Raw genomic sequence first — 22,111 nt, forward strand, 5'->3', positions numbered from 1 at the left:
TGATTACGACGATCAGGCCGTAGCCTTGTCGTCCTTCTTAAGACTTGCCGGCGGCCAGTTATCGAGGCGCATGCCGAGGGACAGACCGCGGGAGGCCAAGACGTCCTTGATTTCGGTCAGGGACTTCTTGCCCAGGTTCGGAGTCTTCAACAGTTCTACTTCGGTACGCTGGATCAGGTCACCGATGTAGTAAATGTTTTCCGCCTTAAGGCAGTTGGCCGAACGTACAGTCAACTCCAGATCGTCAACCGGGCGGAGAAGGATCGGATCGATCTCATCTTCCTGCTCGATGACAACTGGCTCACTGTCACCCTTCAGATCCACGAACGCGGCCAGCTGCTGTTGCAGGATGGTTGCGGCACGACGGATAGCTTCTTCTGGGTCCAGGGTACCGTTGGTTTCCAGATCGATGACCAGCTTGTCCAGGTTAGTGCGCTGCTCGACACGGGCGTTTTCCACCACGTAGGCGATACGGCGCACTGGGCTGAACGAGGCATCCAGCTGCAAGCGACCAATGCTGCGGCTTTCATCATCGTCGCTCTGACGCGAGTCAGCCGGCTCGTAACCACGACCACGAGCTACAACGAGCTTCATGTTCAAGACGCCGTTAGACGCCAGGTTCGCGATCACGTGCTCTGGATTCACGATCTCGACATCATGATCCAGCTGAATATCGGCAGCGGTGACCACCCCCGAACCCTTCTTGGACAAGGTCAGCGTAACTTCGTCACGACCGTGCAGCTTGATGGCCAGACCCTTGAGGTTGAGCAGGATTTCAATGACATCTTCCTGAACACCTTCAATGGCGCTGTACTCATGGAGTACACCGTCGATCTCGGCTTCTACAACTGCACAGCCAGGCATGGAGGACAACAGGATGCGACGCAGCGCGTTGCCCAGGGTGTGGCCGAAACCACGCTCGAGAGGCTCGAGCGTAATCTTGGCGCGGGTTGGGCTGACGACCTGCACATCAATGTGGCGGGGCGTCAGAAACTCATTTACCGAAATCTGCATGGATGCACCTACTTTCTAGCCCTTACTTGGAGTAGAGCTCGACGATCAGGTTTTCGTTGATGTCGGCGGAGAGGTCGCTGCGAGCTGGAACACTTTTGAAAGTGCCAGACTTCTTCTCAACGTCTACTTCAACCCACTCAACGCGGCCACGCTGGGCACACAACTCAAGGGCTTGAGCGATGCGCAGCTGGTTCTTTGCCTTTTCACGAACTGCAACCACGTCGCCTGCGCGAACCTGGAAGGACGGAACGTTTACTACTTTACCGTTAACGGTGATCGACTTGTGCGATACCAGCTGACGGGATTCAGCACGCGTGGCGCCGTAACCCATACGGTAAACAACGTTGTCCAGACGGCATTCGAGCAGCTGAAGGAGGTTTTCGCCGGTGGCGCCCTTCTGGCTGGCGGCTTGCTTGTAGTAGCCGCTGAACTGACGCTCCAGCACGCCGTAGATACGACGAACTTTTTGTTTCTCACGCAGCTGGGTGCCGTAGTCAGACTGACGGCCACGGCGCTGGCCGTGGATACCTGGGGCTGCTTCGATGTTGCACTTCGATTCCAGAGCGCGGACGCCGCTTTTCAGGAACAGGTCAGTGCCTTCACGACGAGCCAGCTTGCATTTTGGACCAATGTAACGAGCCATTATCTATCGTCTCCTGAATTACACGCGGCGCTTCTTCGGCGGACGGCACCCGTTATGCGGGATTGGCGTCACGTCGGTGATGCTGGCGATCTTGTAGCCACAGCCGTTCAAAGCACGGACAGCGGACTCACGACCTGGACCTGGACCTTTGACGTTTACATCAAGGTTTTTCAGGCCATATTCCAGCGCAGCTTGACCAGCACGCTCTGCAGCTACCTGAGCCGCGAACGGGGTGGACTTGCGTGAACCGCGGAAACCCGAACCACCGGAGGTAGCCCAGGACAGGGCGTTACCTTGACGGTCGGTAATGGTCACGATGGTGTTGTTGAAAGACGCATGGATGTGGGCGATGCCATCAACCACTGTCTTTTTTACTTTTTTACGAGGACGAGCAGCAGGTTTTGCCATGAGTAAATTCCTGTCGATTCGCTGGCGCGATTACTTGCGGATCGGCTTGCGCGGACCCTTACGGGTACGGGCGTTGGTCTTGGTACGCTGACCGCGAACCGGCAGACCGCGGCGATGACGCAGGCCACGGTAGCAGCCCAGGTCCATCAAGCGCTTGATCTTCATGTTGATGTCACGACGCAGGTCACCTTCGGTGGTGAACTTCGCAACTTCGCCACGCAGCAGTTCGATTTGCTCGTCGCTCAGATCCTTGATCTTTGCGGCCGGGTTTACACCGGCATCCGCGCAGATTTTTTGCGCGGTGGTGCGACCGACACCATAGATGTAGGTCAGCGAGATAACAGTATGCTTGTTATCTGGAATGTTGACGCCTGCAATACGGGCCATTCAGTGGGACTCCAATTGACAGCTACCTGCGCCCCGGAAGCCAAGAAATAGGGCGCGAGATGATATCGCTGTAGAAACAATTAATCAACCCGGCAGCACACTAGCTGCCGGGCTTATAGCACATTCACAATCAGCCTTGGCGCTGCTTGTGACGTGGTTCCGCGCTGCAGATCACGCGAACAACACCTTCGCGGCGGATAATCTTGCAGTTGCGGCACAGCTTTTTCACCGATGCACGAACTTTCATCACCAACTCCTCGAACCTTATGGGCGCTTCAGCGCAGCATGTTGCTGCCGCCATAGCCCTTCAGGTTGGCTTTCTTCATCAGGGATTCGTACTGGTGCGAAACGAGGTGGGATTGCACTTGGGCCATAAAGTCCATCACAACCACTACCACAATCAGCAACGAGGTCCCGCCAAGGTAGAACGGTACGTTTGCTGCAACCACCAGGAACTGGGGAAGCAGGCATACGGCCGTCATGTATAAAGCTCCGAACATCGTCAAGCGGGTCAACACACCATCAATGTAGCGTGCAGATTGCTCACCGGGACGGATGCCAGGAATAAAGGCACCGGACTTCTTCAGGTTTTCCGCTACGTCTTTAGGGTTGAACATCAACGCTGTATAGAAGAAGCAGAAGAAAATGATCCCTGCGGTAAACAGCAAGATGTTCAACGGCTGACCAGGCGCGATCGACTGCGAGACGTCCTGCAGCCAGCCCATACCTTCGGACTGACCGAACCAGGCGCCCAGCGAAGCCGGGAACAGCAGAATGCTGCTAGCGAAAATGGCAGGGATAACCCCGGCCATGTTCACTTTCAACGGCAAGTGGCTGGTTTGCGCAGCGAAGACCTTACGGCCTTGCTGACGCTTGGCATAGTGCACCGCAATGCGGCGTTGACCACGCTCAATGAACACCACGAAACCGATGATCGCGACTGCCAGAAGCCCGATGGCAATCAGGGCGAAAATGTTGATATCACCCATACGTGCAGACTCGAAGGACTGCCCGATTGCCCTCGGAAGACCGGCGACGATACCCGAGAAAATCAACATCGAGATACCGTTGCCGACACCGCGCTCGGTAATCTGCTCGCCCAGCCACATCATGAACATAGCGCCCGCCACGAAGGTGGAAACTGCCACGAAGTAGAAGCTGAAACCTGCGGAAAACGCGACGCCCTGGTTGGCCAGGCCAATGGACATGCCAATGGCCTGGACCAGTGCCAGGGCTACGGTGCCATAGCGGGTGTACTGGCTTATCTTGCGACGGCCAGACTCCCCTTCCTTCTTCAACTGCTCCAACTGCGGGCTGATCGCTGTCATCAATTGCATGATGATCGATGCCGAAATGTACGGCATGATCCCCAGTGCAAAGATGCTCATGCGCTCAAGCGCGCCGCCGGAAAACATGTTGAACAGGCTAAGAATGGTCCCCTCATTCTGTCGGAACAGGTCTGCCAGCCGGTCTGGGTTGATACCCGGCACTGGGATGTGTGCGCCAATCCTGTAGACGATAATCGCCAGGAACAGGAAACGCAGACGGGCCCAGAGTTCGGACAAACCCCCACCTTTGCTGAGCGCTGAGAGAGCACCTTGCTTAGCCATTTATTCCTCGAATTTGCCGCCAGCTGCTTCGATAGCCGCACGCGCACCTTTGGTGGCGGCGATGCCCTTCAGGGTGACCGCACGAGCAACGTCGCCCGACAGCATGATTTTCACACGCTGAACGTTCTGGTTGATCACGTTGGCATCCTTGAGGGATTGCAGAGTGACGACATCGCCTTCCACCTTGGCCAGTTCGGACGTGCGCACTTCAGCGCGGTCCATGGCTTTCAGCGAAACAAAGCCGAACTTCGGCAGGCGACGGTGCAGCGGCTGTTGACCGCCTTCAAAACCAGGAGCAATGGTGCCACCGGAGCGAGAGGTTTGACCTTTGTGGCCACGGCCACCAGTCTTACCCAAACCGCTACCGATACCACGACCCGGACGATGCTTCTCGCGACGGGAACCCGGCGCTGGACTCAGATCATTGAGTTTCATCGATTAACCCTCGACGCGCAGCATGTAGTAAGCCTTGTTGATCATCCCGCGATTCTCGGGAGTATCCAGGACTTCCACGGTATGACCGATGCGACGCAGACCCAGGCCCTTAACACACAGTTTGTGGTTGGGCAGGCGGCCAGCGGTGCTCTTGATCAGCGTAACTTTAACAGTCGACATTACAGAATCTCCTCGACGGTCTTGCCGCGCTTGGCAGCAATCGAATCAGGGGACTGCATGGCCTTCAGACCGTTGAACGTGGCATGTACAACGTTCACCGGATTGGTGGAGCCGTAGCACTTGGCCAGAACGTTCTGAACGCCGGCAACTTCCAGGACAGCACGCATTGCGCCGCCAGCGATGATGCCAGTACCTTCCGAAGCAGGCTGCATGTATACCTTCGACGCGCCATGGGCGGACTTGGTAGCGTACTGCAGCGTGGTGCCGTTCAGGTCTACCTGAATCATGTTGCGGCGAGCAGCTTCCATAGCTTTCTGGATAGCGGCAGGCACTTCGCGGGATTTGCCACGGCCGAAGCCGACACGGCCTTTGCCATCACCTACCACGGTCAGCGCGGTGAAGGTGAAAATACGACCGCCTTTTACGGTCTTGGCGACGCGGTTAACCTGAACCAGCTTCTCGATGTAGCCTTCGTCGCGCTTTTGATCGTTATTTGCCATAACTTAGAACTCCAGCCCGCCTTCACGAGCAGCATCAGCCAGCGCCTTGACGCGGCCGTGGTACTTGAAGCCAGAACGGTCGAAAGCCACTTGGGAAACGCCAGCGGCTTTCGCACGCTCAGCGACCAGCTGGCCAACCTTAGTGGCGGCGTCGATGTTGCCAGTGGCGCCATCACGCAGTTCTTTGTCCAAGGTCGAAGCGCTTGCCAAGACCTTGCTGCCGTCGGCCGAAATGACCTGGGCATAAATGTGCTGCGAAGAGCGGTACACGCACAGACGCACGGTTTCGAGCTCGTGCATTTTCAGGCGTGCTTTGCGAGCGCGACGCAGACGAGTAACTTTTTTGTCGGTCATTTGCTAGGCCCTACTTCTTCTTGGCTTCTTTACGGCGGACGACTTCATCCGCGTAACGGACACCCTTGCCTTTGTACGGCTCTGGACGACGGAAGTCGCGGATTTCCGCGGCAACCTGGCCAACGAGCTGCTTGTCGATACCTTTGATAACGATATCGGTCTGGCTTGGAGTTTCAGCGGTAACGCCTTGCGGCAGCTGATAATCAACCGGGTGCGAGAAACCGAGCGCCAGGGACAGAATTTCGCCCTTGGCCTGAGCCTTGTAACCTACGCCGACCAGCTGGAGCTTGCGCTCGAAGCCTTGGCTTACGCCCTGCACCATGTTGTTGACCAGAGCACGAGTGGTGCCGGCCATTGCGCGGGTCTGCTGGTCGCCATTGCGAGCGGAGAACTTCAGTTCGCCACCCTCTTCGACTACTTCAACAGAAGCGTGCACATTCAGTTCGAGGGTACCTTTGGCACCTTTGATCGACAGTTGCTGACCAGCGAACTTTACTTCTACGCCGGCAGGCAGCCTGACGGGGTTCTTAGCGACGCGAGACATGCTTATCCCCCCTTAGAACACGGTGCAAAGGACTTCGCCACCGACACCGGCAGCGCGCGCAGCACGATCAGTCATCACACCTTTGCTGGTGGAGACGATCGATACGCCGAGGCCGCCGCGAACTTTTGGCAGATCATCGACGGATTTGTACTGACGCAGACCGGGACGGCTGACGCGCTTAACTTCTTCGATAACCGGACGGCCTTCGAAGTACTTAAGCTCGATGGACAGTGAAGGCTTGGCTTCACCGGTGACCTGATAACCCGCGATGTAACCTTCGTCTTTAAGAACTTTGGCTACCGCTACCTTCACAGTGGAGGAAGGCATGCTTACGACGGACTTTTCAGCCATCTGGGCATTACGGATGCGAGTTAGCATGTCCGCTAACGGGTCCTGCATACTCATGGGCTAGACGCTCCTGATACAAGAAAACGAGCCTTTCGGCTGCAAAAATCGCCTGTGTGCTGCCCAGGACCAAGGTCCGGGCTCAGGCGAGCCGGCAATTCTAGACATACCGTGGAAACGAATCAAGCCCCATGAGGGGCTTGATTGGATCGCGTGACCAGCGGCGGATCGCTCCGCCGTGATCTGAGACTTACCAGCTGGCCTTGACCAGACCTGGTACGTCACCGCGCATTGCAGCTTGACGCAGCATGTTACGCGCCAGGCCGAACTTACGGTATACACCGTGAGGACGACCGGTCAGACGGCAACGGTTACGCATGCGCGAGGCGCTGGCGTCACGTGGTTGCTTCTGCAGCGCTACGCTGGCAGCCCAACGCTCTTCTGGAGAGGCATTGAGGTCAACGATGGTTGCTTTCAGCTCGGCACGCTTTTTAGCGTACTTGGCTACCGTTTGCTGACGCTTCAGCTCACGGTTTTTCATACTCTTCTTAGCCATTGTCCGACTCCTATCAGTTACGGAACGGGAACTTGAAAGCACGCAGCAGAGCGCGGCCTTCGTCGTCCGAACGGGCGGTGGTGGTCAGGGTGATATCCAGACCGCGAAGAGCATCGATCTTGTCGTAATCGATTTCCGGGAAGATGATCTGCTCTTTCACACCCATGCTGTAGTTACCACGACCATCGAAGGACTTGGCATTCAGGCCGCGGAAGTCGCGGACCCGAGGCAGGGAGATCGACAGCAGACGATCCAGGAATTCGTACATACGATCGCGGCGCAGGGTTACCTTGACGCCGATCGGCCAGCCCTCACGCACCTTGAAGCCTGCAATGGACTTGCGAGCGAAGGTAACGACAGGCTTCTGGCCGGTGATTTTCTCAAGATCAGCTACAGCGTGCTCGATGACTTTCTTGTCACCGATGGCTTCGCCCAGACCCATGTTCAGGGTGATCTTGGTAACGCGCGGAACTTCCATCACGTTCGACAGCTTAAGTTCTTCCTTAAGCTTCGGAGCGATTTCCTTCCGATAAATCTCTTTTAGTCGTGCCATTGTCTTCTACCTAGCAGTGTTCAAGCATCAACCGCTTTCTGGGTCGACTTGAAGACACGAATTTTCTTGCCGTCTTCAACTTTGAAGCCAACGCGGTCAGCCTTGTTGGTTTCACCGTTGAAGATGGCAACGTTGGAAGCGTGCAGAGGCGCTTCTTTCTCGACGATACCGCCTTGATTGCCAGCCATCGGATTCGGCTTGGTATGGCGCTTGACCAGGTTCAGACCACCAACGACCAGACGGTCGTCAGCGAGAACCTTCAGCACCTTACCGCGCTTGCCCTTGTCTTTGCCGGCGATCACGATGATCTCGTCGTCACGACGAATCTTTTGCATGTCGGATCTCCTTACAGCACTTCTGGGGCGAGCGAGACGATCTTCATGAACTTCTCAGAGCGAAGTTCACGGGTCACTGGCCCAAAGATACGGGTGCCGATCGGCTCTTGCTTGTTGTTCAGAAGAACAGCAGCGTTGCCGTCGAAGCGGATGATGGAACCATCAGCCCGGCGCACACCGTGACGGGTACGTACGACAACAGCGGTCATCACCTGGCCTTTCTTGACCTTACCGCGAGGAATCGCTTCCTTGACGGTAACTTTGATGATGTCACCAATGCCGGCGTAACGGCGGTGCGAACCGCCGAGTACCTTGATGCACATTACGCGACGAGCGCCGCTGTTATCGGCCACATCGAGCATGGATTGAGTCTGAATCATAAAATATCTCCGACCCCTAGCCCTTAGACTTCAACAGCGCGTTCAACGATTTCAACCAGGGCCCAGTTCTTGGTCTTGGCGACCGGACGGGTTTCACTGATGGTGACCTTGTCACCAACGTGGCACTGGTTGTTTTCGTCGTGAGCGTGCAGCTTAGTCGAACGCTTGACGTACTTGCCGTAGATCGGGTGCTTTACGCGACGCTCGATCAATACGGTGATGGTTTTGTCCATCTTGTCGCTGACGACACGGCCGGTCAGCGTACGGACGGTTTTTTCGGCTTCAGCCATGATTACTTACCTGCCTGCTGGTTGAGCACAGTTTTCACGCGAGCGATGTCGCGCTTCACTTGCGAGAGCAGGTGAGACTGCCCCAACTGGCCAGTTGCCTTCTGCATACGCAGATTGAACTGGTCACGCAGCAAGCCGAGCAGTTGCTCGTTCAGCTGCTGTGCTGATTTCTCACGAAGTTCTTTCGCTTGCATCACATCACCGTCCGCTTAACAAAGGAGGTGGCGAGGGGCAGCTTTGCAGCTGCCAAGGCAAATGCCTCACGCGCCAGCTCTTCGGAAACACCTTCGATTTCATACAGGACTTTGCCTGGCTGAATCTGGGCTACCCAGTACTCAACGCTACCCTTACCTTTACCCATCCGCACTTCGAGAGGCTTCTTGGTGACCGGCTTGTCAGGGAACACGCGAATCCAGATCTTGCCACCACGTTTTACGTGACGGGTCAGAGCACGACGTGCCGACTCGATCTGGCGGGCGGTGAGGCGACCACGAGCAACAGCTTTCAAGGCGAATTCGCCGAAGCTGACCTTGCTACCGCGCAGTGCCAGACCACGGTTGTGGCCGGTCATCTGCTTGCGGAATTTTGTACGCTTTGGTTGCAACATTTGGCGTACCCCTTACTTGGCAGCTTTTTTACGAGGCGCTGGTGCTTGAGGTTTCAGTTCTTCCTGGCGACCACCAATTACTTCGCCTTTGAAGATCCAAACCTTGACACCAATCACACCGTAGGTGGTGTGAGCTTCGTAGGTGGCATAGTCGATATCGGCACGCAGGGTGTGCAGGGGCACACGACCTTCGCGATACCATTCAGTACGTGCGATTTCAGCACCGCCCAGACGACCACTTACCTGGATCTTGATGCCCTTGGCACCAATACGCATGGCGTTCTGTACTGCGCGCTTCATGGCGCGACGGAACATAACGCGGCGCTCCAGCTGCTGAGCTACGCTTTGTGCAACCAACATACCGTCGAGCTCCGGCTTGCGGATCTCTTCGATATTGATGTGCACAGGCACACCCATTTGCTTGGTCAGGTCCTGACGCAGCTTCTCAACATCTTCACCTTTCTTGCCGATCACGATGCCGGGACGAGCGGTGTGGATGGTGATGCGTGCAGTCTGAGCAGGGCGATGAATATCGATACGGCTCACGGACGCGCTTTTTAGTTTGTCTTGCAGGAACTCACGCGTTTTCAGATCCGCCAGCAGATAGTCTGCGTAGGTCCGACCGTCTGCGTACCAGACGGAGGTGTGCTCCTTGACGATTCCCAGGCGAATGCCAACGGGATGTACTTTCTGACCCATCTGATCGACTCCGTTACTTGTCCGCAACCTTGACAGTGATATGGCAAGACCGCTTGACGATGCGATCAGCGCGGCCTTTGGCACGCGGCATGATGCGCTTAAGCGAACGCCCTTCGTTGACGAAAACAGTCGAGACTTTCAGGTCGTCGACGTCTGCGCCTTCGTTGTGTTCGGCGTTGGCAACGGCCGACTCGAGGACTTTCTTCATGACTTCAGCGGCCTTTTTGCTGCTGAAGGCCAACAGGTTGAGCGCTTCGCCCACCTTCTTCCCGCGAATCTGGTCGGCGACCAAGCGGGCTTTCTGGGCGGAGATGCGAGCGCCCGACAACTTAGCGGCTACTTCCATTTCCTAACCCCTTAACGCTTGGCTTTCTTGTCAGCCACGTGCCCGCGATAAGTGCGGGTACCGGCGAACTCGCCCAGTTTATGGCCGACCATGTCTTCGTTCACGAGAACGGGGACATGTTGACGACCGTTATGCACGGCGATGGTGAGACCTACCATTTGCGGCAGGATCATCGAACGGCGCGACCAGGTTTTAACTGGCTTGCGATCGTTCTTTTCCGCCGCCACTTCGACCTTCTTCAACAGGTGAAGATCGATAAAAGGACCTTTTTTCAGAGAACGTGGCACTGTCGTATCCTCAGATTACTTGCGACGACGGACGATCATGTTGTCGGTACGCTTATTACCACGGGTTTTTGCACCCTTGGTTGGGAAGCCCCATGGCGATACCGGATGACGGCCACCGGAGGTACGACCTTCACCACCACCATGCGGGTGGTCAACCGGGTTCATGGCAACACCACGAACAGTCGGCCGAACGCCACGCCAGCGTTTGGCACCGGCTTTACCCAGCGAACGCAGGCTATGCTCGGAGTTGGATACTTCACCCAGGGTAGCGCGGCACTCAGAGAGCACTTTACGCATTTCACCGGAGCGCAGACGCAGGGTCACGTAGACGCCTTCGCGAGCAACCAGCTGAGCGGAAGCACCAGCGGAGCGTGCAATTTGTGCACCCTTGCCTGGCTTGAGCTCGATACCGTGAATGGTGCTACCTACCGGAATGTTACGCAGCTGAAGGCTGTTGCCCGGCTTGATTGGAGCCAAGGAACCTGCGATCAGTTGGTCGCCAGCGCTCACGCCCTTAGGCGCGATGATGTAGCGACGCTCGCCATCGGCGTAACGAATCAGCGCCAGGTGAGCAGTACGGTTTGGATCGTATTCGATACGCTCAACGATGGCCGGAATACCGTCCTTGTCATTGCGACGGAAGTCGACCATACGGTAGTGCTGCTTATGGCCACCGCCAACGTGACGGGTGGTGATACGGCCATTGTTGTTACGACCGCCAGACTTCGACTTCTTCTCGAGCAGCGGAGCGTAAGGAGCGCCTTTATGCAGCTCCTGGTTGACCACCTTGACCACGAAACGGCGGCCAGGGGAAGTCGGTTTGCATTTAACGATTGCCATGATGCACCCCTTCCTTACTCAGCACTGCTGCTGAAATCGAGATCTTGGCCTGGTTGAAGAGCAACAACAGCCTTCTTCCAGTCATTACGCCTGCCCAGACCCCGAGCGGTACGCTTGGTCTTACCCAAAACGTTCAGGGTAGTGACGCGCTCCACTTTAACGTCGAACAACGTTTCGACGGCCTTCTTGATTTCCAGCTTGGTAGCGTCGGTCGCGACCTTGAAGACGAACTGGCCTTTCTTCTCAGCCAGGCCGGTGGCCTTCTCGGATACGTGCGGGCCAAGCAGAACTTTAAATACGCGTTCCTGGTTCATCCCAGCAGCTCCTCGAATTTCTTCACGGCCGACACGGTGATCAACACCTTGTCGTAGGCGATCAGACTGACCGGATCGGAACCCTGAACGTCACGTACATCTACATGCGGCAGGTTGCGAGCAGCCAGGTACAGGTTCTGATCAACGGCTTCGGAAACGATCAGCACGTCAGTCAGGCCCATATCATTGAGTTTGCCCAGCAGTTCCTTGGTTTTCGGCGCTTCAACAGCGAAATCCTGAACCACAACCAGGCGATCAGTGCGTACCAGCTCAGCGAGGATGGAGCGCAGAGCTGCGCGATACATCTTCTTGTTGAGCTTCTGCGAATGATCCTGAGGACGAGCAGCGAACGTAGTACCACCGCCGCGCCACAGTGGGCTACGGATGGTACCGGCACGAGCACGGCCTGTGCCCTTCTGGCGCCATGGGCGCTTGCCACCGCCGGACACGTCCGAACGGGTTTTCTGCTGCTTGCTGCCCTGACGACCGCCAGCCATGTAGGCAACAACGGCCTGGTGTACCAGGGTCTCGTTGAAGTCGCCGCCAAAGGTCAGTTCGGACACTTCGATCGCTTGCGCGTCATTTACATTTAATTGCATGTCAGCTTCCCCTTAACCGCGAGCTTTAACAGCCGAACGCACAACCACGTCGCCGCCAGTAGCGCCGGGAACGGCACCCTTGACGAGCAGCAGGTTACGTTCGACGTCAACGCGGACTACTTCCAGGGACTGTACGGTCACGCGCTCAGCGCCCATGTGACCGGACATTTTCTTGCCCTTGAAGACACGACCAGGAGTCTGGCACTGGCCGATGGAGCCCGGAACGCGGTGAGATACGGAGTTACCGTGGGTGTTGTCCTGGCCACGGAAGTTCCAGCGCTTGATGGTACCGGCAAAGCCTTTACCCTTGGACTGACCGGTAACGTCTACCAGTTGGCCTGCTGCGAACAGTTCCGAATTGATCAGGTCGCCTGCCTGGTAGTCGCCTTCTTCAAGGCGGAATTCCCAGACGCCACGGCCGGCAGCTACGTTCGCCTTGGCGAAGTGACCAGCCTGAGCTGCGGTGACGCGCGAAGCACGACGCTCGCCCACAGTGACTTGCACTGCACGGTAGCCATCGGATTCTTCGGTTTTGAACTGAGTGACGCGATTCGGCTCGATCTCAATGACCGTAACCGGAATAGAGACACCATCTTCGGTGAAGATGCGGGTCATACCGCACTTACGACCGACTACACCAATAGTCATGTTGTAACCTCATGAGTGTACGGGGCTTTCACCCGCTATGGCCGCCCATTTCAGAGCGTTACACGACCAAGACACGGGTCTTAGCCGAGGCTGATCTGTACTTCCACGCCTGCCGCGAGGTCGAGCTTCATCAGCGCATCAACGGTTTTGTCCGTTGGCTGGACAATGTCCAGTACACGCTTATGAGTGCGGATTTCGTACTGGTCGCGCGCGTCTTTGTTGACGTGCGGAGAAACCAGAACGGTGAACCGCTCTTTGCGAGTAGGCAGTGGAATAGGACCACGCACTTGTGCACCAGTACGTTTCGCGGTTTCCACGATTTCCTGGGTGGATTGGTCGATCAGGCGATGGTCAAAAGCCTTCAACCTGATACGAATTTGCTGATTTTGCATTGGATTTCAGACTCCAGGCTCATTCCCCACAGGCGGATTACGCCCGTTAAAAGGAGGCGTGATTCTATAGACGGTCCCAACAGGTGTCAACCCAATAAAAAAACCCCCGCTAGGCGGGGGTTTTTTCAAAGCGTGGGACTTACGCGATGATTTTGGCTACAACGCCAGCACCAACGGTACGACCACCTTCACGGATTGCGAAACGCAGACCGTCTTCCATTGCGATGGTTTTGATCAGGGTAACAACGAGTTTCACGTTGTCGCCTGGCATAACCATTTCAACGCCTTCCGGCAGTTCGCAGTTACCGGTCACGTCAGTGGTCCGGAAGTAGAACTGTGGACGGTAGCCTTTGAAGAACGGCGTGTGACGACCGCCTTCTTCCTTGCTCAGTACGTACACTTCGGCTTCGAACGTGGTGTGCGGCTTGACCGAACCTGGCTTGACCAGTACCTGGCCACGCTCAACGTCGTCACGCTTGGTGCCGCGCAGCAGCACGCCGCAGTTCTCGCCAGCACGACCTTCGTCTAGCAGCTTGCGGAACATTTCAACGCCGGTGCAGGTGGTGACGGTGGTGTCACGCAGACCAACGATTTCCAGAGGATCCTGGACTTTTACGATACCGCGCTCGATACGACCGGTGACAACAGTACCGCGACCGGAGATCGAGAACACGTCTTCGATCGGCATCAGGAACGGCTTGTCGATCACACGCACTGGCTCTGGGATGTAGCTGTCGAGAGTTTCGACCAGCTTCTTCACAGCGGTGGTGCCCATCTCGTTGTCGTCCTGGCCGTTCAGGGCCATCAACGCCGAACCGATGATGATCGGGGTGTCGTCGCCTGGGAAATCGTAGGTGCTGAGCAGGTCACGCACTTCCATTTCAACCAGTTCCAGCAGCTCGGCGTCATCTACCATGTCGGCCTTGTTCAGGAACACGACGATGTAGGGAACACCTACCTGACGGGACAGCAGGATGTGCTCACGAGTCTGAGGCATCGGGCCATCAGCGGCCGAGCAGACCAGGATCGCGCCGTCCATCTGGGCAGCACCGGTGATCATGTTCTTCACGTAGTCAGCGTGACCTGGGCAGTCAACGTGAGCGTAGTGACGAACAGACGAGTCGTACTCGACGTGTGCGGTGTTGATGGTGATACCGCGCGCTTTCTCTTCCGGGGCGCTATCGATCTTGTCGAATTCGACCTTGGCCGAACCGAATACTTCGGAGCAGACGCGAGTCAGAGCAGCCGTCAGAGTGGTCTTGCCATGGTCAACGTGACCGATGGTGCCGACGTTGACGTGCGGTTTGTTACGTTGGAATTTTTCTTTAGCCACGACAGTGAACCTCTTGCCTAAAGGGAGTTAGCCTTGTTTTTTAACCAGTGCTTCGACAATGTTCGAAGGTGCTGGCGCGTATTTGGAGAATTCCATGGAGTAGCTGGCACGGCCCTGGGACATGGAACGCACGTCGGTCGCATAACCGAACATTTCGCCCAGTGGCACTTCGGCACGGATAACCTTGCCGGAGACGGTGTCTTCCATACCCTGGATCAAGCCACGACGACGGTTCAAGTCACCCATCACGTCGCCCATGTAGTCCTCAGGGGTCACTACTTCGACCTTCATGATCGGCTCGAGCACCTCACCACCGCCCTTCTGGGCCAGTTGCTTGGTAGCCATCGAGGCGGCCACTTTGAACGCCATTTCGTTGGAGTCGACGTCGTGGTACGAACCGTCGAATACCGTTGCCTTCAGACCGATCAGAGGATAACCGGCAACAACGCCGTTTTTCATCTGTTCTTCGATGCCCTTCTGAATGGCCGGGATGTATTCCTTAGGAATTACACCACCTACCACTTCGTTGGTGAACACCAGGCCTTCGGTGATGTTGCCGTTCTCGTCAGTGTCTGGCTTCGAGAAACGAACCCAGCAATGACCGAACTGACCGCGACCACCGGACTGACGAACGAACTTGCCTTCAATCTCGACGTTGTCCCGAGTGATCTGCTCACGATAGGACACTTGCGGCTTGCCGATGTTGGCCTCGACATTGAACTCGCGACGCATACGGTCTACGAGGATGTCCAGGTGCAGCTCACCCATACCGGAGATGATGGTCTGGCCGGTTTCTTCGTCGGTCTTGACGCGGAACGACGGGTCTTCCTGAGCCAGCTTGCCCAGTGCGATACCCATCTTTTCCTGGTCGTCCTTGGTCTTGGGCTCTACGGCTACCGAAATTACCGGCTCCGGGAAGTCCATGCGCACAAGGATGATTGGCTTTTCAGCCGAGCAGAGGGTATCACCGGTGGTGACGTCCTTCATGCCGATCAGGGCCGCGATGTCGCCAGCGCGTACTTCCTTGATCTCTTCACGGGTGTTGGCATGCATCTGAACCATACGGCCCACACGCTCTTTCTTGCCTTTCACCGAGTTGATCACGCCGTCACCGGAGCTCAACACGCCAGAGTAAACACGTGCGAAGGTCAGTGTACCCACGAATGGGTCGGTTGCGATCTTGAACGCCAGTGCCGAGAAGGGCTCGTTGTCGTCTGCATGACGCTCCATCTCGTCAGTCTCGTCATCGGGATTGGAACCCTTGATGGCGGGAATGTCGACAGGTGCAGGCAGGTAGTCGATAACGGCGTCCAGAACCAAGGGAACACCCTTGTTCTTGAAGGAGGAACCACAAACAGCCAGAACGATTTCACCAGCGATGGTCCGCTGACGCAGACCAGCCTTGATTTCCTCGATGGTGAGCTCTTCACCTTCCAGGTACTTGTTCATGAACTCTTCATTGGCTTCGGCGGCGGCTTCGATCATGTTCGAACGCCACTCTTCAGCCAGCTCCTGCAGTTCGGCAGGGATTGGCTCACGGCGTGCGGCCATGCCCTTGTCGTCGTCGTTCCAATAGACCGCTTCCATGCTCATCAGGTCGATCTGACCCTGGAAGTTGTCTTCTGCACCGATGGCCAGCTGGATCGGCACCGGGGTGTGGCCCAGACGCTGCTTGATCTGCGCGACAACGCGCAGGAAGTTGGCACCAGCGCGGTCCATCTTGTTCACGTACACCAGACGTGGAACGCCGTACTTGTTGGCCTGACGCCATACTGTTTCGGACTGGGGCTCTACGCCAGAAGTACCACAGAACACTACTACTGCACCGTCGAGTACACGTAGCGAACGTTCTACTTCAATGGTGAAGTCTACGTGGCCGGGGGTATCGATGATGTTGAAGCGGTGCTTTTCGAACTGCTTGTTGGAGCCAGCCCAGAATGCGGTAGTAGCAGCGGAAGTAATGGTAATACCCCGCTCCTGCTCCTGCACCATCCAGTCCATGGTCGCGGCGCCATCATGCACCTCGCCCATTTTGTGGTTTACGCCGGTGTAAAACAGCACGCGCTCGGTGGTGGTGGTTTTACCCGCATCCACGTGAGCAACGATACCGATGTTACGGTAGCGCTTAATCGGAGTTGTACGAGCCATAAAGCCCTCGCAAAGTGAGTGACGCTGATATTAGAAGCGGTAGTGCGAGAAGGCTTTGTTGGCTTCAGCCATACGGTGCACGTCTTCACGCTTCTTGACCGCAGCGCCTTTGCCTTCAGCAGCATCCAGCAGTTCGCCAGCCAAACGCAGCGCCATAGACTTCTCGCCGCGCTTGCGGGCGTAGTCTACGAGCCAGCGCATTGCCAGAGCGTTACGACGGGATGGACGAACTTCGACCGGCACCTGGTAGGTTGCACCGCCTACACGGCGGGACTTCACTTCGACCAGCGGAGCGATGGCGTCGAGAGCTTTCTCGAAGATCTCCAGGGGATCGCTGTTCTTGCGAGCCTTGACTGTTTCCAGTGCACCATAAACGATGCGCTCGGCTACGGCTTTCTTGCCGCTTTCCATCACGTGGTTCATGAATTTGGCGAGGATCTGGGAACCGTATTTCGGATCGTCCAGAATCTCACGCTTGGCTGCTACACGACGTCTTGGCATTGATAAGCCCTCAAACGGTCTTCAGGTTAGCCCGGGACGATGCCCGACCTTACTCTTATCGACTCAATAAAAATGTTGACTGCAAAGTACGGCAAGCCGCCCTTACTTAGGACGCTTGGTACCGTACTTGGAACGACCCTGGTTACGGCCCTTGACACCCGAGGTATCCAGAGAACCGCGAACGGTGTGGTAACGCACACCCGGCAAGTCTTTTACACGACCGCCACGGATCAGAACAACGCTGTGCTCTTGCAGGTTGTGGCCTTCACCACCGATATACGAGGAAACCTCGAAACCGTTGGTCAAGCGTACACGGCAAACCTTACGAAGTGCCGAGTTAGGTTTTTTCGGCGTGGTGGTGTACACACGGGTGCACACGCCACGGCGCTGCGGGCAGTTCTGCAGCGCAGGCACGTCGGATTTCTCGACGATGCGCTTGCGCGGCTGGCGTACCAGCTGGTTAATCGTTGCCATCTTTAAGCTCCACTGAGGTCTTTCGACGCTTGTTGCCCTACTTGAAAAACAAATGGCAGGGCAAAAGCCCCGCCAGATTTAGGGGTACGAGAGTCTAAAGATCTCGCATCCCTCAGTCAAGGCAAAGCGCGCCCTACTCCCCCAGCCAGGCCGGAGCAGTAGGGTGCGCTGCCTTATCAGTTACCGCTTGAGTTCAGGGCTTCCGTCAGTGCGGCTTCCACTTCACTCGCGCTTACGCGCATCGGCTTGTCTGCTTCACGACGACGCTTGCGCTCGCTGTGATAGGCCAGGCCAGTACCGGCCGGGATCAGACGACCTACTACCACGTTTTCCTTCAAGCCACGCAGGTAATCGCGCTTGCCGGTAACCGCTGCCTCGGTAAGTACCCGGGTGGTCTCCTGGAAGGATGCTGCCGAGATGAACGACTCGGTCGACAACGAGGCCTTGGTGATACCCAACAGCACACGTGAGTACTTGGAGACGAACTTGTCTTCAGCAGACAGGCGCTCGTTTTCGCCCAACACGTGGGTGAGTTCCATCTGGTCGCCCTTGATGAAGCTCGAATCACCCGACTCGGCAATCTCAACCTTGCGCAGCATCTGACGCAGAATGGTTTCGATGTGCTTGTCGTTGATCTTCACGCCTTGCAGACGGTAAACGTCCTGAATCTCGTTCACGATGTACTTGGCCAGCGCGCTTACACCTAGCAAACGCAGGATGTCATGCGGATCGCTTGGACCATCGGAGATGACTTCGCCGCGGTTTACCTGTTCGCCTTCGAAGACGTTCAGGTGGCGCCACTTCGGAATCAACTCTTCGTACGGATCGCTGCCATCGTTCGGCGTGATCACCAAGCGGCGCTTGCCTTTGGTTTCCTTGCCGAAGGCGATGGTGCCGCTGACTTCCGCAAGAATCGACGCTTCTTTCGGGCGGCGAGCTTCGAAAAGGTCGGCAACGCGTGGCAGACCACCGGTGATGTCGCGGGTTTTCGACGTTTCCTGTGGAATACGGGCAATTACATCGCCCACGCCCACCTGAACACCATCCGCTACACCTACCAGTGCGTTTGCAGGCAGGAAGTACTGGGCTGGTACGTCTGTACCTGGCAACAGCAGATCCTTGCCATCCACACCCACCATCTTCACAGCAGGGCGAATTTCCTTGCCAGCGGCTGGACGGTCTTTGACATCGAGTACTTCGATGTTGGTCAGACCCGTCAGTTCGTCCGTCTGACGCTTGATGGTGATCCCTTCCTCCATGCCGACGAAGGTAACGGTACCCTTCATTTCGGTCACGATCGGGTGGGTGTGCGGGTCCCACTTGGCCACGATGGCACCAGCATCGACCTTGTCGCCTTCCTTCACGGAAATGACCGCACCGTATGGCAGCTTGTAACGCTCGCGCTCACGACCGAACTCATCGGCAATCGCCAGCTCGCCGGAGCGGGAGACCGCTACCAGGTTGCCGTCGATGCGCTCGACGTGCTTGAGGTTGTGCAGGCGCACCATACCGCCATTCTTCACCTGGACACTGTCCGCAGCGGAAGTCCGGCTTGCAGCACCCCCGATGTGGAAGGTACGCATGGTGAGCTGGGTACCGGGTTCACCGATGGACTGAGCCGCGATAACGCCCACGGCCTCACCGATGTTGACCAGGTGACCACGGGCCAGGTCGCGACCGTAGCACTTGCCGCAGATACCGAAGCGCGTTTCGCAGCTGATCGGCGAACGAACGATCACTTCGTCAATGCTGTTGAGTTCAATGAACTCGACCCACTTCTCGTCTACCAGGGTGCCAGCGGGAACGATAACGTCCTCGGTACCAGGCTTGAAGACGTCACGGGCGATCACTCGACCCAGAACGCGCTCGCCCAGTGGCTCTACGACGTCGCCGCCTTCGATGTGCGGCGTCATCAACAGGCCATGTTCGGTGCCACAGTCGATCTCGGTAACCACCAGATCCTGTGCCACGTCTACCAGACGGCGAGTCAGGTAACCGGAGTTAGCGGTCTTCAAGGCGGTATCCGCCAGACCTTTCCGCGCACCGTGTGTAGAGATGAAGTACTGAAGTACGCTCAAGCCTTCACGGAAGTTCGCAGTGATCGGCGTTTCGATGATCGAGCCGTCCGGCTTGGCCATCAGACCACGCATACCCGCCAGCTGGCGAATCTGTGCAGCCGAACCCCGAGCACCGGAGTCCGCCATCATGTACATGGAGTTGAAAGACTCCTGGTCGACTTCGTCGCCATGGCGGTCGATGACCTTCTCTTTCGAGAGGTTAGCCATCATTGCCTTGGAGACTTCGTCGTTGGCCTTGGACCAAAGGTCGATCACCTTGTTGTACTTCTCGCCCTGGGTTACCAGGCCAGAAGCGTACTGGCTTTCGATTTCTTTCACTTCGTCGGTAGCCGTACCGATGATGCGAGCCTTTTCATCCGGGATAACGAAGTCGTTAACACCGATGGAAACGCCGGAAATGGTCGAGTAGGCAAAACCGGTGTACATCAACTGGTCCGCGAAGATAACGGTTTCCTTCAAGCCCACCACGCGATAGCAATGGTTGATCAGCTTGGAGATCGCCTTTTTCTTCATAGGCTGGTTGACGACTTCGTACGGCAGGCCAGCAGGCACTACTTGGAACAGCAGCGCACGGCCGACAGTGGTGTCGACGATACGGGTGCTGGTCACGCTGCCGCCATCACGGTCGTTCACGGTTTCGGTGATACGCACTTTGATCTTGGCATGAAGCGCCGCTTCGCCGGCGCGGAACACGCGGTCGACTTCCTGCAGGTCAGCGAAGATACGACCTTCGCCCTTGGCATTGATGGCTTCACGGGTCATGTAGTACAGACCGAGAACCACGTCCTGCGAAGGCACGATGATCGGCTCGCCGTTGGCGGGCGAAAGGATGTTGTTGGTGGACATCATCAGCGCGCGCGCTTCCAGCTGTGCCTCAAGGGTCAGCGGAACGTGAACGGCCATCTGGTCACCGTCGAAGTCGGCGTTGTACGCCGCGCACACCAGCGGGTGAAGCTGGATAGCCTTGCCTTCGATGAGCACGGGCTCGAACGCCTGGATCCCCAGACGGTGAAGCGTCGGCGCACGGTTGAGCAGTACGGGGTGTTCGCGAATCACTTCAGCGAGTACGTCCCATACTTCCGGCAGTTCGCGCTCGACCATCTTCTTGGCGGCTTTGATGGTGGTGGCTAGGCCACGCACTTCCAGCTTGCCGAAGATGAACGGCTTGAACAGTTCCAGTGCCATCTTCTTGGGAAGGCCGCACTGATGCAGACGCAGGGTCGGGCCTACGGTAATAACCGAACGACCCGAGTAGTCAACGCGCTTACCCAGCAGGTTCTGACGGAAACGACCCTGCTTACCCTTGATCATGTCAGCCAGGGATTTCAGAGGACGCTTGTTCGAACCGGTGATGGCACGGCCGCGGCGGCCGTTGTCCAGCAAGGCATCGACCGCTTCCTGCAGCATGCGCTTCTCGTTACGCACGATGATATCGGGCGCAGACAGATCCAGCAGGCGCTTCAGGCGGTTGTTACGGTTGATGACACGGCGATACAGGTCGTTCAGGTCCGAGGTCGCAAAGCGGCCACCGTCCAGCGGTACCAGTGGACGCAGATCCGGTGGCAGCACAGGCAGCACCGTCAGCACCATCCACTCTGGCAGGTTGCCGGAGCCCTGGAAGGCTTCCATCAGCTTCAGGCGCTTGGACAGCTTCTTGATCTTGGTTTCGGAGTTGGTCTGCGGAATCTCTTCACGCAGGCGACCGATCTCGTGTTCCAGATCAATGGCGTGCAGCAGCTCGCGGACAGCTTCGGCACCCATGCGGGCATCGAAGTCGTCGCCGAACTCTTCAAGGGCTTCGAAGTACTGTTCGTCGTTGAGCAGCTGACCTTTTTCAAGCGTGGTCATGCCTGGATCGATCACCACGTAGCTCTCGAAGTAGAGCACGCGCTCGATGTCACGCAGGGTCATGTCCATCAGCAAGCCGATACGCGACGGCAGCGACTTCAGGAACCAGATGTGGGCAACTGGCGAGGCCAGTTCGATGTGCGCCATGCGCTCGCGACGGACCTTGGCCAGTGCGACTTCAACACCACACTTCTCGCAGATCACGCCACGGTGCTTCAGGCGCTTGTACTTGCCACACAGGCACTCGTAGTCCTTGACCGGGCCAAAGATCTTGGCGCAGAAAAGGCCGTCACGCTCAGGCTTGAACGTACGGTAGTTGATGGTTTCTGGCTTCTTGACTTCACCGAACGACCACGAACGGATCATTTCAGGCGAGGCAAGGCCGATACGGATGGCGTCGAACTCTTCGACTTGACCCTGGTTTTTCAGCAGATTCAACAGGTCTTTCAAGGCCTTTTCCTCC

At 56.8% G+C, this 22,111-nt stretch carries 32 protein-coding genes; all 32 read right to left on the reverse strand.

Annotated elements, in window-relative coordinates; genetic code table 11:
- Nucleotides 1-12: 12 nt before the first annotated feature.
- Entirely contained in the window at nt 13-1,014 is a 1,002-nt protein-coding gene (locus ACSAMW_RS12320; protein WP_500590580.1) for a DNA-directed RNA polymerase subunit alpha, read from the reverse strand.
- A gap of 22 nt (nt 1,015-1,036) precedes the next feature.
- A complete protein-coding gene (rpsD, locus tag ACSAMW_RS12325; protein WP_168085181.1) occupies nt 1,037-1,657 on the reverse strand; it encodes a 30S ribosomal protein S4 in 621 nt (206 codons plus the stop codon).
- Between the two features lie 18 nt (nt 1,658-1,675).
- On the reverse strand, nt 1,676-2,065 hold the full coding sequence (gene rpsK, locus ACSAMW_RS12330) for a 30S ribosomal protein S11 (protein WP_002555466.1): 390 nt from the start codon (nt 2,063-2,065) through the stop codon (nt 1,676-1,678).
- 30 nt (nt 2,066-2,095) lie between these two features.
- Nucleotides 2,096-2,452 carry a 30S ribosomal protein S13 gene (gene rpsM, locus ACSAMW_RS12335; RefSeq protein WP_168085182.1) on the reverse strand — a complete coding sequence of 119 codons (357 nt, stop codon included), beginning with the start codon at nt 2,450-2,452 and terminating at the stop codon, nt 2,096-2,098.
- Between the two features lie 130 nt (nt 2,453-2,582).
- Entirely contained in the window at nt 2,583-2,699 is a 117-nt protein-coding gene (gene rpmJ, locus ACSAMW_RS12340; protein ID WP_002555468.1) for a 50S ribosomal protein L36, read from the reverse strand.
- Nucleotides 2,700-2,727: 28 nt separating this feature from the next.
- Entirely contained in the window at nt 2,728-4,062 is a 1,335-nt protein-coding gene (gene secY / locus ACSAMW_RS12345; protein WP_168085183.1) for a preprotein translocase subunit SecY, read from the reverse strand.
- Nucleotides 4,063-4,497, reverse strand: a complete 435-nt coding sequence (rplO, locus tag ACSAMW_RS12350; protein WP_168085184.1) for a 50S ribosomal protein L15 — start codon at nt 4,495-4,497, stop codon at nt 4,063-4,065.
- A 3-nt stretch (nt 4,498-4,500) separates the two neighbouring features.
- Nucleotides 4,501-4,677: a 50S ribosomal protein L30 gene (gene rpmD, locus ACSAMW_RS12355; RefSeq protein ID WP_168085185.1), complete on the reverse strand. Its 177-nt coding sequence runs from the start codon at nt 4,675-4,677 to the stop codon at nt 4,501-4,503.
- Nucleotides 4,677-5,177, reverse strand: a complete 501-nt coding sequence (gene rpsE / locus ACSAMW_RS12360; RefSeq protein WP_500590581.1) for a 30S ribosomal protein S5 — start codon at nt 5,175-5,177, stop codon at nt 4,677-4,679. Before rpsE ends, rpmD begins: the two co-directional genes overlap by 1 nt.
- A 3-nt stretch (nt 5,178-5,180) precedes the next feature.
- Nucleotides 5,181-5,531, reverse strand: coding sequence for a 50S ribosomal protein L18 (gene rplR / locus ACSAMW_RS12365; protein ID WP_168085187.1), 351 nt, complete (start codon nt 5,529-5,531; stop codon nt 5,181-5,183).
- A 10-nt stretch (nt 5,532-5,541) separates the two neighbouring features.
- Nucleotides 5,542-6,075, reverse strand: coding sequence for a 50S ribosomal protein L6 (rplF, locus tag ACSAMW_RS12370; RefSeq protein WP_168085188.1), 534 nt, complete (start codon nt 6,073-6,075; stop codon nt 5,542-5,544).
- Nucleotides 6,076-6,087: 12 nt separating this feature from the next.
- Nucleotides 6,088-6,480 (reverse strand): 30S ribosomal protein S8, encoded by a 393-nt coding sequence (gene rpsH, locus ACSAMW_RS12375; RefSeq protein WP_168085189.1) that lies wholly within the window; start codon nt 6,478-6,480, stop codon nt 6,088-6,090.
- Between the two features lie 190 nt (nt 6,481-6,670).
- Nucleotides 6,671-6,976 carry a 30S ribosomal protein S14 gene (gene rpsN / locus ACSAMW_RS12380; protein WP_168085190.1) on the reverse strand — a complete coding sequence of 102 codons (306 nt, stop codon included), beginning with the start codon at nt 6,974-6,976 and terminating at the stop codon, nt 6,671-6,673.
- Between the two features lie 13 nt (nt 6,977-6,989).
- The gene (rplE, locus tag ACSAMW_RS12385; RefSeq protein ID WP_168085191.1) at nt 6,990-7,529 is read right to left on the reverse strand and encodes a 50S ribosomal protein L5; all 540 of its coding nucleotides are present in this window, start codon (nt 7,527-7,529) and stop codon (nt 6,990-6,992) included.
- Nucleotides 7,530-7,549: 20 nt separating this feature from the next.
- Nucleotides 7,550-7,864 (reverse strand): 50S ribosomal protein L24, encoded by a 315-nt coding sequence (gene rplX / locus ACSAMW_RS12390; RefSeq protein ID WP_168085192.1) that lies wholly within the window; start codon nt 7,862-7,864, stop codon nt 7,550-7,552.
- A gap of 11 nt (nt 7,865-7,875) precedes the next feature.
- Entirely contained in the window at nt 7,876-8,244 is a 369-nt protein-coding gene (rplN, locus tag ACSAMW_RS12395; protein ID WP_003243907.1) for a 50S ribosomal protein L14, read from the reverse strand.
- Nucleotides 8,245-8,267: 23 nt separating this feature from the next.
- Nucleotides 8,268-8,534 (reverse strand): 30S ribosomal protein S17, encoded by a 267-nt coding sequence (gene rpsQ, locus ACSAMW_RS12400; RefSeq protein WP_168085193.1) that lies wholly within the window; start codon nt 8,532-8,534, stop codon nt 8,268-8,270.
- A 2-nt stretch (nt 8,535-8,536) separates the two neighbouring features.
- Nucleotides 8,537-8,728 (reverse strand): 50S ribosomal protein L29, encoded by a 192-nt coding sequence (gene rpmC, locus ACSAMW_RS12405; protein WP_040261502.1) that lies wholly within the window; start codon nt 8,726-8,728, stop codon nt 8,537-8,539.
- A complete protein-coding gene (rplP, locus tag ACSAMW_RS12410) occupies nt 8,728-9,141 on the reverse strand; it encodes a 50S ribosomal protein L16 (protein WP_009397508.1) in 414 nt (137 codons plus the stop codon). The genes rpmC and rplP overlap by 1 nt, the downstream gene beginning before the upstream one ends.
- A gap of 12 nt (nt 9,142-9,153) precedes the next feature.
- Nucleotides 9,154-9,840: a 30S ribosomal protein S3 gene (gene rpsC / locus ACSAMW_RS12415; RefSeq protein WP_168085194.1), complete on the reverse strand. Its 687-nt coding sequence runs from the start codon at nt 9,838-9,840 to the stop codon at nt 9,154-9,156.
- Between the two features lie 13 nt (nt 9,841-9,853).
- On the reverse strand, nt 9,854-10,186 hold the full coding sequence (rplV, locus tag ACSAMW_RS12420; RefSeq protein WP_168085195.1) for a 50S ribosomal protein L22: 333 nt from the start codon (nt 10,184-10,186) through the stop codon (nt 9,854-9,856).
- 11 nt (nt 10,187-10,197) lie between these two features.
- On the reverse strand, nt 10,198-10,473 hold the full coding sequence (gene rpsS, locus ACSAMW_RS12425) for a 30S ribosomal protein S19 (protein ID WP_013789761.1): 276 nt from the start codon (nt 10,471-10,473) through the stop codon (nt 10,198-10,200).
- 15 nt (nt 10,474-10,488) lie between these two features.
- A complete protein-coding gene (gene rplB, locus ACSAMW_RS12430; protein ID WP_168085196.1) occupies nt 10,489-11,313 on the reverse strand; it encodes a 50S ribosomal protein L2 in 825 nt (274 codons plus the stop codon).
- Between the two features lie 14 nt (nt 11,314-11,327).
- Nucleotides 11,328-11,627 carry a 50S ribosomal protein L23 gene (gene rplW, locus ACSAMW_RS12435; RefSeq protein ID WP_500590582.1) on the reverse strand — a complete coding sequence of 100 codons (300 nt, stop codon included), beginning with the start codon at nt 11,625-11,627 and terminating at the stop codon, nt 11,328-11,330.
- Nucleotides 11,624-12,226 carry a 50S ribosomal protein L4 gene (gene rplD / locus ACSAMW_RS12440; protein WP_168085198.1) on the reverse strand — a complete coding sequence of 201 codons (603 nt, stop codon included), beginning with the start codon at nt 12,224-12,226 and terminating at the stop codon, nt 11,624-11,626. Before rplD ends, rplW begins: the two co-directional genes overlap by 4 nt.
- 12 nt (nt 12,227-12,238) lie before the next feature.
- Complete coding sequence (rplC, locus tag ACSAMW_RS12445) at nt 12,239-12,874, reverse strand: 50S ribosomal protein L3 (protein WP_168085199.1); 636 nt, start codon at nt 12,872-12,874, stop codon at nt 12,239-12,241.
- An 80-nt stretch (nt 12,875-12,954) separates the two neighbouring features.
- Nucleotides 12,955-13,266: a 30S ribosomal protein S10 gene (rpsJ, locus tag ACSAMW_RS12450; RefSeq protein ID WP_003186070.1), complete on the reverse strand. Its 312-nt coding sequence runs from the start codon at nt 13,264-13,266 to the stop codon at nt 12,955-12,957.
- Nucleotides 13,267-13,405: 139 nt separating this feature from the next.
- A complete protein-coding gene (gene tuf / locus ACSAMW_RS12455; RefSeq protein WP_500590583.1) occupies nt 13,406-14,599 on the reverse strand; it encodes an elongation factor Tu in 1,194 nt (397 codons plus the stop codon).
- A 27-nt stretch (nt 14,600-14,626) separates the two neighbouring features.
- On the reverse strand, nt 14,627-16,747 hold the full coding sequence (gene fusA, locus ACSAMW_RS12460) for an elongation factor G (protein WP_500590584.1): 2,121 nt from the start codon (nt 16,745-16,747) through the stop codon (nt 14,627-14,629).
- 30 nt (nt 16,748-16,777) lie between these two features.
- On the reverse strand, nt 16,778-17,248 hold the full coding sequence (rpsG, locus tag ACSAMW_RS12465; protein WP_040261491.1) for a 30S ribosomal protein S7: 471 nt from the start codon (nt 17,246-17,248) through the stop codon (nt 16,778-16,780).
- A gap of 102 nt (nt 17,249-17,350) precedes the next feature.
- A complete protein-coding gene (gene rpsL, locus ACSAMW_RS12470; protein WP_003186084.1) occupies nt 17,351-17,722 on the reverse strand; it encodes a 30S ribosomal protein S12 in 372 nt (123 codons plus the stop codon).
- A 176-nt stretch (nt 17,723-17,898) separates the two neighbouring features.
- A complete protein-coding gene (rpoC, locus tag ACSAMW_RS12475; RefSeq protein WP_168085202.1) occupies nt 17,899-22,098 on the reverse strand; it encodes a DNA-directed RNA polymerase subunit beta' in 4,200 nt (1,399 codons plus the stop codon).
- Between the last annotated feature and the right edge of the window lie 13 nt (nt 22,099-22,111).

It is taken from the genome of Pseudomonas sp. AB39(2026) (genome assembly GCF_059831485.1).